The 14,191-nt window shown below is 62.7% G+C and carries 11 protein-coding genes; 8 read left to right on the top strand and 3 right to left on the bottom strand.

The annotated features are described in order from the left end of the window. Window positions 1-34: 34 nt before the first annotated feature. The 3 genes from hflK (at window position 35) to HFO99_RS05635 (ending at window position 4,049) form a co-directional block, all read left to right on the top strand. Entirely contained in the window at window positions 35-1,117 is a 1,083-nt protein-coding gene (hflK, locus tag HFO99_RS05645) for an FtsH protease activity modulator HflK (protein ID WP_222247231.1), read from the top strand. Between the two features lie 3 nt (window positions 1,118-1,120). Next, window positions 1,121-2,089 carry a protease modulator HflC gene (gene hflC / locus HFO99_RS05640; RefSeq protein WP_222359823.1) on the top strand — a complete coding sequence of 323 codons (969 nt, stop codon included), beginning with the start codon at window positions 1,121-1,123 and terminating at the stop codon, window positions 2,087-2,089. A gap of 208 nt (window positions 2,090-2,297) precedes the next feature. After that, a complete protein-coding gene (locus HFO99_RS05635; protein ID WP_222359821.1) occupies window positions 2,298-4,049 on the top strand; it encodes a DegQ family serine endoprotease in 1,752 nt (583 codons plus the stop codon). 334 nt (window positions 4,050-4,383) lie between these two features. Here the strand turns inward: HFO99_RS05635 and serB are convergent, their stop codons facing one another. Further along, the gene (gene serB / locus HFO99_RS05630) at window positions 4,384-5,274 is read right to left on the bottom strand and encodes a phosphoserine phosphatase SerB (protein WP_222359819.1); all 891 of its coding nucleotides are present in this window, start codon (window positions 5,272-5,274) and stop codon (window positions 4,384-4,386) included. Between serB and miaA the strand changes: the two genes are divergently transcribed. Beyond that, on the top strand, window positions 5,273-6,169 hold the full coding sequence (miaA, locus tag HFO99_RS05625) for a tRNA (adenosine(37)-N6)-dimethylallyltransferase MiaA (protein ID WP_222309394.1): 897 nt from the start codon (window positions 5,273-5,275) through the stop codon (window positions 6,167-6,169). The genes serB and miaA overlap by 2 nt on opposite strands. On the opposite strand, the gene HFO99_RS05620 is transcribed toward miaA, so the two are convergent. After that, window positions 6,166-7,674, bottom strand: coding sequence for a PLP-dependent aminotransferase family protein (locus tag HFO99_RS05620; RefSeq protein WP_222359917.1), 1,509 nt, complete (start codon window positions 7,672-7,674; stop codon window positions 6,166-6,168). The two genes, miaA and HFO99_RS05620, sit on opposite strands and share 4 nt — an antisense overlap. A gap of 151 nt (window positions 7,675-7,825) precedes the next feature. Between HFO99_RS05620 and HFO99_RS05615 the strand changes: the two genes are divergently transcribed. Both HFO99_RS05615 and HFO99_RS05610 read left to right on the top strand, forming a co-directional pair. Next, the gene (locus tag HFO99_RS05615; RefSeq protein WP_162116005.1) at window positions 7,826-8,440 is read left to right on the top strand and encodes a LysE family translocator; all 615 of its coding nucleotides are present in this window, start codon (window positions 7,826-7,828) and stop codon (window positions 8,438-8,440) included. Between the two features lie 21 nt (window positions 8,441-8,461). Continuing rightward, on the top strand, window positions 8,462-9,388 hold the full coding sequence (locus HFO99_RS05610) for a dihydrodipicolinate synthase family protein (RefSeq protein ID WP_222359817.1): 927 nt from the start codon (window positions 8,462-8,464) through the stop codon (window positions 9,386-9,388). Here HFO99_RS05610 and HFO99_RS05605 read toward each other — a convergent pair. Further along, window positions 9,373-11,412, bottom strand: a complete 2,040-nt coding sequence (locus tag HFO99_RS05605) for an ATP-binding protein (protein WP_222359815.1) — start codon at window positions 11,410-11,412, stop codon at window positions 9,373-9,375. The two genes, HFO99_RS05610 and HFO99_RS05605, sit on opposite strands and share 16 nt — an antisense overlap. Before the next feature lie 322 nt (window positions 11,413-11,734). Between HFO99_RS05605 and HFO99_RS05600 the strand changes: the two genes are divergently transcribed. Both HFO99_RS05600 and ilvN read left to right on the top strand, forming a co-directional pair. Then, window positions 11,735-13,525 (top strand): acetolactate synthase 3 large subunit, encoded by a 1,791-nt coding sequence (locus tag HFO99_RS05600; protein WP_222359813.1) that lies wholly within the window; start codon window positions 11,735-11,737, stop codon window positions 13,523-13,525. A gap of 82 nt (window positions 13,526-13,607) precedes the next feature. Further along, complete coding sequence (gene ilvN, locus HFO99_RS05595) at window positions 13,608-14,180, top strand: acetolactate synthase small subunit (RefSeq protein ID WP_222309382.1); 573 nt, start codon at window positions 13,608-13,610, stop codon at window positions 14,178-14,180. The last annotated feature ends 11 nt before the right edge of the window (window positions 14,181-14,191 follow it).

The following is a 14,191-nucleotide window of genomic DNA, read 5'->3' as shown; positions in this document are numbered from 1 at the left end:
GATGCGTGGAGACTTAACGAACAACGAGGTTTTGATGCCCTGGAGCAATCAGAATGGCGGCGGCGGCCCTTGGGGCGGCGGCGGCGGTAATAATCAGGGACCATGGGGACAGGGGCCGAACCGGCCGCGCGGTAGCGGCGGCAAGGGCGGACCGCCCGATCTGGAAGATATCATCCGGCGCGGCCAGGACCAACTGCGCAACATCATTCCCGGCGGCTTCAACGGCGGCGTGGCGGTGATCGTCGCGGCGCTCGTCGCCGTCTTCTGGCTAATCCAGTGCATCTACGTCGTGCAGCCGGACGAACGCGGCGTCGAGCTGCGGTTCGGCAAGCCGAAGGAAGAGATTTCGATGCCGGGCCTGCATTTCCACCTGTGGCCGATGGAAACCGTGGAGACAGTCAAGGTGACCGTGCAGCAGCTGAACATCGGGGCGACTTCCGCATCGTCTTCGAACGGCCTGATGCTGTCCAGCGACAAGAGCGTCATCAACGTGCAGTTCGCCGTCTTTTACACGGTGAGTGACCCGAAGGCCTATCTCTTCAATGTCGAAAACCCGGCAGAGACCCTGCAGCAGGTTTCCGACAGTGCCATGCGTGAAATCGTCGGCCGGCGTCCGGCGCAGGACGCCTTCCGCAGCAATCGCCAGCCGATCGAAGTGGATGTGCTCAATATCCTGCAGGACACGATGAACCGCTATGGCGCAGGCGTGACCGTGACCGGAGTGACGATCCAGAACGTGGCGCCGCCGCGCGAAGTCGCCGATGCCTTCGAAGAAGTGCAGCGTGCCGGCCGTGACCGCGATAGCACGATCGAAGAGGCCAATCGCTACACGAATCAGAAGCTCGGCCAGGCGCGAGGCGATGCAGCGCGAATCCGTGAAGATGCCGCCGCCTACAAGGACCGTGTCGTGAAGGAGGCGGAAGGTGAAGCGCAGCGTTTCACTGCGATCAACGACGAATATTCCAAGGCGCCTGATGTGACCCGCAAGCGGTTGTACCTCGAAACGATGGAGCAGGTGCTGAAGAATTCCAGGAAGGTCATCATCGACGAGAAGCAGGGCGTCCTGCCCTATCTGCCGCTCAATGAGCTCGGCAAGCCGGCGCAGCAGGGAGGTTGAGTCATGACATCGAACAGACTTCCCATCATTTTCCTCATCCTCGCCATCGTGCTGGTCGGGCTCTATTCGTCCATCTTCGTGGTGAATGCGCGCGAGCAGGCCATCGTCGTCCGTTTCGGCCAGATCCAGACGGTCAAGACCGAGCCTGGCATTTACTTCAAGCTGCCCTTCGGCTTCATGGATGCCGACCGGGTTCAGCTGGTCGAAAAGCAGGCGTTGCGGCTCGATCTCGATAATATCCGCGTTCAGGTCCAGGACGGCCAGACCTTCGATGTCGATGCCTTCGTGATCTATAACATCTCGGATGTTCGCCGTTTCCGCGAAACAGTATCGGGCGATCGCGAAGCCGCGGAAGCGCGGTTGAGGGCGCAGCTCGATTCATCGCTTCGCCGCGTGTACGGTCTGCGTGACTACAATGCTGCGCTCTCGGAAGAGCGTGTCGCTATGATGCTGGAGATTCGCGACGATCTGCGCACAGATGCCGAAAACCTCGGCCTGCATATAGACGACGTTCGCATCCGCCGCACCGACCTTTCACCGGAAGTTGCTCCCAACACCTATAATGCCATGCGTTCGGAACGCCTCGCCGAGGCCGAGCGTATCCGTGCGGAGGGCAATGAGGAAGGCCAGCGGCGCCGGGCCATCGCCGACCGTCAGGTCGTCGAACTCACCGCAGGCGCCCAGCGCGATGCGGAAATCCTTCGAGGCCAGGGCGATGCGGACCGCAACCGCGTCTTTGCCGAAGTCTTCAGCAAGGATCCAGCCTTCTTCGAGTTCTATCGCTCGATGGCGGCCTATTCCTCTGCTCTCTCGTCGCAGGACACGACGCTGGTGTTGTCGCCGAATTCGGAATTCTTCCGCTATTTCGATAATGCCGCCGGCAGCTTGCAGCCACCGGCAAATCCTGCCGCACCGGCTGCGGCAGTTCCCGGCGCGGCTGCTCCCGCAGCTCCCGCCCAGCCGGCGAACTAACGGCAAAGGATGCCATTCGCATCCCGACAATCATGGAAGGGCTGGCCCGAGTGCCGGCCCTTTTTTCGTGGAATAGTCGAGATAATTTGGCTTTTGCGAGGCCACGTCACATTGCACGGGGATTTCGCGAAAAGGTGATTTCGCCCTCCATCATTCCGCCTTATGCTGGTGCTCAATGTGCGCATGTACCCCCCTATGAGGAAGCTTGATGGCCCCCACGATTCGCTCGCCCTTCAGACGAACGCTCGCGCTTATGGCCAGCGCTGCAATTCTTGCGCATGCCGGCATGAACGGGGTCGCGTATGCCCAAGCCGCGCCTCAGACGACCACACCTGGGGTTACGACACCTGCTCCGGCTACTCGGGAAACGACTGCTCCGACACCCACACCGCCGGCCGCGGCTGCACCGGAAACGGCTGCTCCCGCCCCGCAGCAGACGGCCCCGGCCCAGGCCGTCGTGCCCAACAGCGGTCCGGCTTCGGTCGCCGATCTCGCCGAGGGGCTGCTCGATGCCGTGGTCAACATCTCGACCTCGCAGAATGTGAAGGACGACGAGGGTGCAGGCCCGGCGCCGCGCGCGCCCGACGGCTCGCCGTTCCAGGAATTCTTCAACGATTTCTTCAACAAGCAGCAGGGCAACAAGGGCGGCAACCACAATGTCAGCTCGCTCGGTTCAGGCTTCGTTATCGATCCGGCCGGTTATATCGTCACCAACAACCACGTGATCGAGGGTGCCGACGATATCGAGATCAATTTCGCCAATGGTTCGAAGCTCAAGGCGAAGCTGATCGGCACCGATACGAAAACCGATCTTTCGGTGCTGAAGGTCGAGCCGAAGACGCCGCTGAAATCGGTGAAATTCGGCGATTCCAGCACGATGCGCATCGGCGACTGGGTGATGGCGATCGGCAATCCGTTCGGCTTCGGCGGTTCGGTGACGGTCGGCATCATTTCCGGGCGCGGTCGCAACATCAATGCCGGTCCCTACGACAATTTCATCCAGACGGATGCGGCGATCAACAAGGGCAATTCCGGCGGGCCGCTGTTCAATATGAAGGGTGAAGTGATCGGCATCAATACGGCGATCATTTCGCCGAGCGGCGGCTCGATCGGCATCGGCTTCTCGGTGCCGTCGGAGCTTGCTTCCGGCGTCGTCGACCAGCTGCGCGAATATGGCGAGACGCGGCGCGGCTGGCTCGGCGTGCGCATCCAGCCGGTGACCGACGATATCGCCGACAGCCTGGGGCTCGACACCGCAAAGGGCGCGCTGGTCGCCGGCGTCATCAAGGGTGGCCCCGTCGACGACGGCTCGATCAAGGCTGGTGACGTCATTTTGAAATTCGACGGCAAGACCGTCAGCGAAATGCGCGACCTGCCGCGCGTCGTGGCGGAAAGCACGGTCGGCAAGGAAGTCGACGTGGTGGTGCTGCGCGACGGCAAGGAGCAGACCGTCAAGGTGAAGCTCGGCCGGCTCGAGGACAGCGATCAGGCGGCGACATCCGACGATGCGGCGCCCGATGGCTCGCAGGATAATGGCGTGATCACCCCGGATCCCGGCGAGAACAACGACATGGACCAGCCTGACACCGGCGATCAGGCCCAACCAGCGCCGGGTACGCCCGACCAGCATAAGGGCCAGGTGTCGCCGGATGCGGCAACGCCGAAGAACGTGCTCGGGTTGTCGCTGTCGCTGTTGAGCGCCGAGACGCGCAAGGCCTTCGGCATCGCCGAGAGCGTCGACGGCGTCGTCGTGACAGAGGTGACGCCCGGCTCCGCTTCCGCCGAGAAGGGGCTGAAGCCCGGCGATGTGATCGTCGAGGTGGCGCAGGAGTTCATGAAGTCACCGGATGCGGTCGCCGCCAAGGTGCAGGCGCTGAAACAGGAAGGCCGCCGCAACGCCCAACTGATGATCGCGTCGGCGAATGGCGATCTGCGGTTCGTTGCGGTGCCGATGGAATAAGCGCGCTACGGCGGTGGTGAATTAGCCGCCGTGGTCTCCAACTCTTCCTCATTCCTGTGCTTGTCACAGGAATCCAGTGCGCCCAAGTCCTTGGGCGAAGAAGACTCTTCTCTCTTGGCGTAAGTCATTCACCGCGCAGACGCGCGGTGGCTGGATTCCTGTGACGAGCACAGGAATGAGGGAGGAGAGGGTGTGCCGGGCGGCCTTTCGAAAGGAGGATCTTTGGCGTAGCGGTCCGAAGGTGACAGGCTATTTGGCGGATTTACGGAGGTTGCCCTTCCGTGCGAGCGGCCAGTGATCAGCCCCGATTTCGGGAATGTCGCTGGTATCGCCTTCAAGCCCTCACGAAATCCGTCTTCCGGTAGCCCTGGATGTAGAGCAGGGCGGTCAGGTCGCCGTGGTTGATGCGCATCTGCGCCTCGGCGGCGACGGCCGGCTTGGCGTGAAGGGCGACGCCGGCGCCGGCCAGCTGCAGCATGCCGAGATCGTTGGCGCCGTCGCCGACGGCGATCGCTTCTTCCGGCGAAATGCCGAGGCGGGCCGAAATCTCGTTCAGCGCATCGACTTTCGCCTGCTTGCCGAGGATCGGTTCGGCGACGAAGCCGGAGAGAATGCCGCCGTCTTCGAGCAGCGTGTTGGCGCGGTTCTCGTCGAAACCGAGGGTGGCGGCGATGCGGCTGGTGAAATCGGTGAAACCGCCGGAGACAAGCGCGGTGTAATGGCCTTTCGACTTCATGGTGGCGATCAGTTCCGGGCCGCCCGGGGTGAGTGTGATGCGCTTGGCGATCACCTCGTCGACGACGGATATCGGCAAGCCCTTCAGCAGGGCGACACGCTCACGCAGGGCAGGCTCGAAGGCGATCTCGCCGTTCATGGCGCGGGCGGTGATGGTGGCGACCCTCTCCTTCAGACCGACTTCGGCGGCGAGCTCGTCGATGCATTCCTGGCCGATCATCGTCGAATCCATATCGGCGATCAGCAGCTTCTTGCGGCGGGTCTCCTGCTCCTGGATAACGAGGTCGATGGGCGCGCTTGATATGACGGCAAGGAGATTGGCCTCGGCCGCTTGCCTATCGGTGCTGTCGCGCAGCGCGATGTCGCAGGCAACGCCATCGGCCAGCCAGTAGAGACCGGAAGCGTTCACGGCCTCGGCCGCCCGTTCGGCGATTTCCGGGGTCAGCACGGGATTTGACGGATTGGCAACAAGCGTGGCAACGAGGGCCATGATGGAAAACCTTCTGAGCACAGTGAACGCGATCCTGATAACCGGGCCGACCGCCAGCGGCAAGTCCGCGCTCGCCGTCGAATTGGCCAGGCGCCATGACGGCGCGGTTGTCAACGCCGATAGCATGCAGGTTTATGACACGCTCCAGGTGCTGACTGCGCGGCCGTCGGAGGAGGAGATGCGGGGTGTGCCGCATCATCTCTACGGCCACGTGCCGGCGGGTGCGGCCTATTCCACCGGCGCCTGGCTGCGCGATGTCGCAGCACTGCTGCCGGTGCTGAGGACCGCGGGGCGGCTGCCGATCTTCGTCGGCGGCACCGGGCTTTATTTCAAGGCACTGACCGGCGGCCTCTCCGATATGCCCGAGATACCCGAAGCGCTGCGGGACGAACTCAGGACGCGGCTGTTGCAGGAGGGGCCGGACGGGCTGCATGCGGAGCTCGCCGAGGCCGATCCCGCCATGGCCGCAAGCCTCAACCGACAGGACGGGCAGCGCATCGTCCGGGCGCTCGAAGTGATGAAGGCCACGGGACGGTCGATCGCCGATTTCCAGGGCCGGTCGGGGCCGGAGGTCATCGACGCGGCTGAGGCCCGCAAGATCGTTGTGCTGCCGGACAGAGCAGTGCTGCATCAACGCATCAACGGGCGTTTCGAAAAAATGCTGCAGCAAGGCGCGGAAGACGAGGTGCGGGCTCTGCTCGCGCTCGATCTGCCGGCCGAGGCGCCTGTGATGAAGGCAATCGGCGTGTCGCAGATTATGGCGATGCTGAGGGGCGAGATGACGCGCGAGGAGGTGCTGGAGAAGGGGACTGCGGCGACGCGGCAATATGCCAAGCGGCAAATGACATGGTTTCGCAACCAGATGGACGATAGCTGGGAACGGCTGACAGTTTAGGTTTCGGTTCGTTGCGGGCCTCCTGCTTGAGACATCTGCTGGCTCAGCAGTTTGACGAGTCCGCCAATCGCCGCCTGCAGCTGTTCCGGCAGAAATCCGCCGAAGCCCAGCATCAGGCCGGGGCGCGCCGGCCGCGCGGCATACATCGGGGAGATCGCACGCACGGCGATGCCGGACGACATGGCGCGGGCTGCGAGTTGCACGTCGTCGACCTCCGCGGGCAGCCACAGAAGAATATGCATGCCCTGGTCGCTCTCCTGGACGCGGCATCCCTCAGGCAAGGCCCGATCGAGCGCCGAGAGCAGAACAGCGCGGCGTTCGGCATAGAGGCCGCGGATGCGCCGGATATGCGCTTCGAAATAGCCTTCCCGCATATAGGCCGCCAGAACGTGCTGTTCGGCGGTCGGCGAATGCCGGTCGAGAATGGCTCGGGCGCCGGCAAAGGCTTCTGCGAGCGGAGAAGGGGCGATGACGTAGCCGAGGCGCAGGGAAGGAAAGAGCACCTTGCTGAAGGTGCCGAGATAGATGACGCGTGACGGACGCAATCCCTGCATCGAGGGAAATGGGTGTCCGGCATAACGCAGCTCACTGTCGTAGTCGTCCTCGACGATCCAGGCGCGATTTTGGTCAGCCCAGGCGATCAAGGCATTGCGCCGCGCCATGCTGAGCGGCATCCCGATCGGATATTGGTGCGAAGGGGTGACGAATGCGGCGCGGGCCTGCGGGCATAGCTCGAGGCCGCGTTCCACGTTCATTCCCTGTGCATCGACCGGCAGGCGGTGCATCCGTACGCCGAGATCGTCGAGCACTGCCGTCAAGCCGGGATAGGCCGGGTCCTCGGCCCATACCGGATCGTCACGCGAGAGAAGGACCCGGCCCGCCATATAGAGGCCTTGCTGGGTGCCTGACGTGACGATGACCTGTTCCGGCTCGCAATGAACGGCCCGCGCGCGCCGGACGTGGTCGGCAATGGCACGCCTGAGTTCGAGCAGGCCCATAGGGTCGTGGTAACCCGAGGGCGCGGCCTGGCGCGACGCGCGCACGCGGTTGCCGAGACGGCGCCAGTTGTCGTCGGGCGCAATACCGCAAGCCGGGACGGCGATGGCAAAGGGAACGGCCGGGTGCGGGATGAGCGCACGGGCGATGGCGATCAGCCGGGCAGCCTGGGAAGGCAAGTCGACAGGATCCGCGATTGATGGCACTGCCGGCGCGGGCGGGAGCGCCGGCGTTGCGTCCATCAGATGAGCGGCAATACGAGTTCCGGCTCCGACCCGCGCTTCGAGATAGCCTTCGGCGGTCAGCTGGTCGAACACCTCGACGACAGTGCCGCGCGCGATCTTCAGCGAAGCCGCAAGGCTCCGCGTCGAAGGAAGGCGTTCGCCTGGCCTCAGCTCACCGCAGGCGATTGCATTCCGCAGGGCCTGGGCAAGCTGACGGCTGACATTGGCCGTTCGATCGATCGCGTTGAGCGATGGGATTTCGATGGTGTTGCGCCGTTTGGACATTTCAAAATGGTCCATATAAATTATTCAAAATGGAGCTTCATGGTGGACCAATATTAAAAGAAAAGGAAGCGGATTGGTGACTTCCCGACGGCGTATTTTTCGTCTTCGGCGTGGTGCCGTGCGCGAGCGCAAACTTCTGGAAAAAACACAAATGCAGGACCTTCTCGTCGTCTACATTGCCTACGCAATCGCTGCAGGCAGTCCCGGACCAAGCAACATGGCCATCATGAATATGGCGATGCGGCAAGGGCGTCGACCGGCGCTCGCCCTTGCCGCCGGGGTTATAACGATGTCGACATGCTGGGGGCTGGTCGCGGTCACCGGGATCTCGACACTTCTGGTCCGCTATGCTCATGCGCTGTTGCTTCTCAAGATCGGAGGCGGATTGTACCTTCTATGGCTCGCCTGGAGGGCGGCCCGCTCGGCCGCCGTCCCTGATAGACCGGCAAGCGAGGTCGTTCGACCCGCCGCGCAACTCGGCACACTTTATCGTCGCGGCGTTCTGATGCATCTCGGTAATCCGAAGGCGGTTCTGGCCTGGGTGGCGATCATGTCGCTCGGCCTCAAGCCCGGCGCTTCGCCGGAGATGGCCGTCACGGCATTCGGCGGCTGCGTGCTCTTGGGGATCTCGATATTTGCCGGCTATGCCGTGCTCTTCTCGACGGCACCGATGGTGCGCGGCTACGCCCGTGCGCGGCGGTGGATCGAAGGCAGTCTCGCCGTCTTCTTCGCGGGCGCCGGATCGCGCCTTCTGTTCTCACATTGACCGGATTTTCAGGATCGCATCATGTCTGTCGCTTCTCCGTTTCATGGTCTTTCGGCCTTTCCGCCCACGCCCGCCGATAGGGATGGCCGGGTCGACACCGAAGCCCTCGGCCGCCTGCTGGAACGCCTGTGTGATGCAGGCGTCGCTTCGATAGGCCTTCTCGGCAGCACCGGGATCTACGCCTTTCTTACACGCGAGGAGCGACGGCGAGCCGTCGAGGCTGCGGTCGAGTGCATTCGCGGTCGTATTCCCCTCGTCGTCGGTGTCGGTGCTTTGAGGACAGACCACGCCCGGAGCCTTGCGAGGGATGCCGAAGCCGCCGGTGCAGACGCTCTTCTGCTTGCGCCGGTGTCCTACACGCCGCTGACCCAGGACGAAGCCTACGAGCATTTCCTGGCGGTCACCGAGGCGGCGAAGCTGCCGCTTTGTATCTACAACAATCCCGGCACGACCCACTTCACCTTCAGCCGGGATCTTCTGCAGCGCCTATCCGATATCGAGACGATCAGGGCCGTGAAGATGCCTCTGCCTGCTGACGGCGATTTCGAAGGCGAGCTGGCGGCATTGCGAGAGAAGACCAGGCTTGCGATAGGCTACAGCGGCGACTGGGGCGCGGCCGAAGCGCTGCTTTCAGGTGCCGACGCCTGGTACAGCGTCATCGGCGGCGTGCTTCCGCGCGTCGCCCTTGCCCTGACCAAGGCCGCGATTGCAGGCGAAGACGGTGAAGTGCGTCGGCTCGATGGTCTTCTCGAGCCGCTCTGGCAAACGTTCAAGGCGTTCGGAAGCCTTCGCGTGGTCTACACGCTGGTCGACCTTCTCTCACTTGCCAGGGCAGAGCTCCCACGCCCTCTCTTGCCGCTCGGGCCGATGGACCGGCAACGGGTGCTCGACGCCGTCGAGCCTCTGATCGCATTGGAGAGCGAGCTGAAGCCTCAATCCTTGTTGTAAAGGCTGCTCAGCGGTTTTTTCAGGATGCTTTCGCGCAGCGACGTGCCGGGTTCCCGGCGGGAGATGGCGGGCTGATCCGCCGGCGGTGCCGGCCGGGCAAAGACCGGCTCATCGCGGCGCATCTCACGGCGGAGCGCGTCCAGCCTGGGATCGATCGCGGGTGACGTAGCCGGGTCCAGCCGCGGTGCTTGCGGCAGCAGTTCGCGGCGGTAGGATTCGAGCGGCGCGGAGGCGGGCGGCGCGGCGGAAGAGACGGGCGGCGTGTATTGCTTCGCGTCGAGATCCTCGTCGGCTGGATCAGCCTCGTCGAAGTCTGCCGCGGATGCGGCATAGCTCTGCTGGAAATTCGAAATGTCGGGTCCGACGGTCACCGCCCGCATGCGGGTGACGATCTTGCGCAGATCGACCGTATCCGGATCTTCTTCGCTGTTCTTGCTGTTGGCGCTGCTCGCCTTAGGCAGGAGCTTTTCGTCGACGCGGGAAAAGCGCATGCGCATCGGCACGCTGATCGCCTCGCCGAAGGCGATCGCTTCGCCATTGCCGATCGAGGAGATGAAGCTCGTCGTCGAGATCGACGAATTCGGAATGGCCGAGCGGATGATTTCCTGGTCTCGGTCGTTGGCGAGGCGCATGGCAAAGAGTGTCGAACATTGCGACAGGATCGTCTGGTCGAGCTCGCCCGGCCGCTGGGTGATGATGCCGAGTGAGACGCCGTATTTGCGGCCCTCCTTGGCGATGCGGGCGATCGCCTGGCGCGTCGGCACGAAGCCGAGGCTCGGATCGGAGGGGATATAGCGGTGCGCTTCCTCGCAGACGACGAGCATGTGGATGGCGCCCTCGCTCCACAGCGCCACCTCGAAGGCCATGCGGCAAAGCACCGAAGCGACCGAATTGACCACCTCGGAAGGAATGCCGGCAAGCTGGAAGGCGCAGATCGGCCGGTTCTCGCCGGGAATGCGGAAGATCTGCGCGATGGTGTCGGTGATCGTGTCGGTGATCGTGTTGTTGGAGAACATGAAATGATAACGCGGATCATTGATTGCGGCGATGATGCGCATCTTCAACGAACGCAGGAAGGGTTTTTCCGAACGGCCTTCCAGGCGGCCGATTCGCTCGTCGATCAGCGCCAGCAGATCGGCCATGCGGTAGGGAACCGGCGTATCGGCGGTGATCGAACTCTTTTCCGTCGTGCGGCGCACCAGCGAGTTGTCGCTGCCGCGGAAGGCGCGCTTGGCCTCCGGCAGGATATCGCGCAGCATATCGAGCTCTTCGGGCACCGGCGGGCGGCCGCGAAACACGACTTCGGCGAACTCCTCAAGCCGCATCAGCCAGAAGGGCAGATCAAGCGTATCGGTATCGATGGTGACGGCGTGCTCGGGAAAGGCGGCGGCGAATTCGTTATGCGGATCGAGGATCAGGACGCGCAGCTTCGGATCCGCCGCGATCGCCTTGTGCAGGAGCAGCGACACGGCCGTCGACTTGCCGACGCCGGTGGAGCCGACGACGGCGAAATGCTTGGAGAGCATCGTGGGGATGTGGATCGCCGCATCGATGCTTTCGTCCTGCGTAAGCTTGCCAATGACGGCGGTTGTACCTTCGCCGGCATCGTAGATGCGCATCAGGTCGGCCGATCGGATGCGGTGCGCGATGGCGCCGAGATAGGGATAACGCGAGATGCCGGTCGAGAATTCCTCGCGCCCGTCCTCGTCGACACGGACTTCGCCGAGCAGCTCGGTCTCGATCTTGAAAATATTGTCTTCGCCTTCACCCCAGGCATGGCTGCCGGTGTTCATCTGATAGACGAGGGCGACGACGCGGTTGCGGCCGACGCTGATCGATATCAGCCGGCCCACGGACCAGAGTTCGGTAAGATCGGTGCCGCCCTGTTCGGCGACGGCGGCAATCGTCGCCCGCGAACCGCTGCATGCAACGACGCGGCCGAGAAAGCGATTTCCCGGCGCATGGCCATCGCGGCGATCATGCTCGCCTGCCTTGCCAGACGTGCGCAAGTCGTTGTTGAGCAAAGGGCTACTCCCTGCAGTAGCGTAGAAGAATAAAGTCGATCCTTTAACAAATCCTTCATCCTATCGATTTTCGGGATGCAGGCGTGGGGCAGTTTTTTATTGCGGCATGCGTTGACGCTGCGAAATTTTCTGTCTATCACTTCCGACCATGAAAATCGCAACGGCTCTTATCGTGGTGGGAAAGCGCATGGGCAGGATGGTGTAACCATCCGGCGATAGCCACCCATGCGCTAGATGACAGGCTCCTCAGGGGCCTTTTTTTATGCCCGAAATTCGGGCTTCCGGCCACAAACGCAATCCCAGCATCAAACGGAACAGACAGATGAGCACGGACAATCAGGCGGCAGGCAATCGGATGACGGGAGCGGAGATCGTTCTCAAGGCGCTGAAGGACAACGGCGTCGAACATATCTTCGGCTATCCCGGCGGCGCAGTCCTGCCGATCTATGACGAGATCTTTCAGCAGGAGGATGTCAAGCACATCCTCGTCCGCCATGAGCAGGGGGCAGGCCATGCGGCCGAAGGCTATGCCCGCTCCACCGGCAAGGTCGGCGTCATGCTGGTGACCTCTGGTCCGGGCGCCACCAATGCCGTCACGCCACTGCAGGATGCGCTGATGGATTCGATCCCGCTCGTCTGCCTGACCGGCCAGGTTCCGACCCCACTGATCGGCTCCGACGCCTTTCAGGAATGCGATACGGTCGGCATCACCCGGCCCTGCACCAAGCACAACTGGCTGGTCAAGGATGTCAACCAGCTTGCCGCCGTCATTCACGAGGCTTTCCGCATCGCCCAGTCCGGCCGTCCGGGCCCCGTCGTCGTCGATATTCCGAAGGACGTGCAGTTTGCGACCGGCACCTATACGCCGCCCGCCGATTACGCGATCCAGAAGAGCTACCAGCCGAAGATCCAGGGCGACCTCAACCAGATCCATGCCGCGATCGAACTGATGGCGAATGCGCGCCGTCCGATCATCTATTCCGGCGGCGGCGTCATCAATTCCGGCTCCGAGGCTTCCAAGCTGCTGCGCGAGCTGGTCGAGCTCACCGATTTCCCGATCACCTCGACGCTGATGGGCCTCGGCGCCTATCCTGCTTCGGGCAAGAACTGGCTGAAGATGCTCGGCATGCACGGCTCCTACGAAGCCAACATGGCGATGCACGACTGCGACGTCATGGTCTGCATCGGCGCCCGTTTCGACGACCGCATCACCGGCCGTCTCAATGCCTTTTCGCCGAACTCGAAGAAGATCCATATCGATATCGATCCATCCTCGATCAACAAGAACGTCCGTGTCGATATCGGCATCCGCGGCGATGTCGGCCATGTCCTCGAAGACATGGTCCGCCTGTGGCGGGCGCTGCCGAAGAAGCCGGAAAAGAGCCGTCTCGACGATTGGTGGACCGATATTACCCGCTGGCGGGCGCGCAACTCGTTCGCCTATACGAAGAGCAGCGACGTCATCATGCCGCAGTATGCGCTGGAGCGGCTCTTCGCCCACACCAAGGACCGCGATACCTACATCACCACCGAGGTCGGTCAGCACCAGATGTGGGCGGCGCAATTCTTCGGTTTCGAGCAGCCGAACCGCTGGATGACCTCGGGCGGCCTCGGCACTATGGGTTACGGCCTGCCGGCAGCGCTCGGCGTGCAGATCGCCCATCCAGACAGCCTCGTCATCGACATTGCCGGCGATGCCTCGATCCAGATGTGTATCCAGGAAATGTCGGCGGCGATCCAGCACGATGCGCCGATCAAGATCTTCATCATGAACAACCAGTATATGGGCATGGTGCGCCAGTGGCAGCAACTGCTGCACGGCAACCGCCTGTCGAATTCCTATACGGAGGCGATGCCCGATTTCGTCAAGCTGGCGGAAGCCTATGGCGCTGTCGGCCTGCGCTGCGAAAAGCCGGATGCGCTGGATGACACCATTCTGGAGATGATCGAGGTCAGAAAGCCTGTCATCTTCGATTGCCGCGTCGCCAATCTCGCCAATTGCTTCCCGATGATCCCCTCGGGCAAGGCCCATAACGAAATGCTGTTGCCGGACGAAGCCACCGACGAAGCGGTCGCCAATGCGATCGACGCCAAGGGCCGCGCGCTCGTCTGACATTTTTAATTTGCGCATAACCCTTTCCGAAAATCGCTTTCGATTTCAGGGTTATGCGGCAGGGAAGAGGAAACTCAAGACCATGAACGCACACCTACAGCCCACGGGCTCCGCCTATTTCATCTCGCCGGAAACGGCGGCGGTCGAAAGCCACACGCTTTCGGTTCTCGTCGACAACGAACCGGGCGTTCTTGCCCGGGTCATCGGCCTGTTTTCCGGCCGCGGCTACAATATCGAGAGCCTGACGGTCTCCGAGACCGAGCATCAGGCGCATCTTTCCCGTATTACTGTCGTCACACGCGGCACGCCGCAGGTGCTGGAGCAGATCAAGGCGCAGCTCGAGCGCATCGTGCCCGTGCATCGCGTCGTCGACCTGACGGTGCGCGCCCGCGAACTCGGCCAGGACCGGCCGATCGAGCGCGAAGTGGCGCTGATCAAGGTGATCGGCGAGGGCGAGGTGCGCGCCGAGACCCTGCGCCTTGCCGATGCCTTTCATGCCAAGGTAGTGGATGCGACTGTCGGTCACTTCATTCTGGAGATCACCGGCAAATCGTCGAAGATCGATCAGTTCGTGGCGATCATGAAGCCGCTCGGCCTCATCGAGGTGTGCCGCACGGGCATTGCGGCGATGAACCGCGGCGTGCAGGGCATGTAAAATATTACAGC

This window comes from Rhizobium leguminosarum (assembly GCF_019798305.1).
GTDB lineage: Bacteria > Pseudomonadota > Alphaproteobacteria > Rhizobiales > Rhizobiaceae > Rhizobium > Rhizobium leguminosarum_U.
This window is presented reverse-complemented; position numbering and strand designations above follow the sequence as displayed.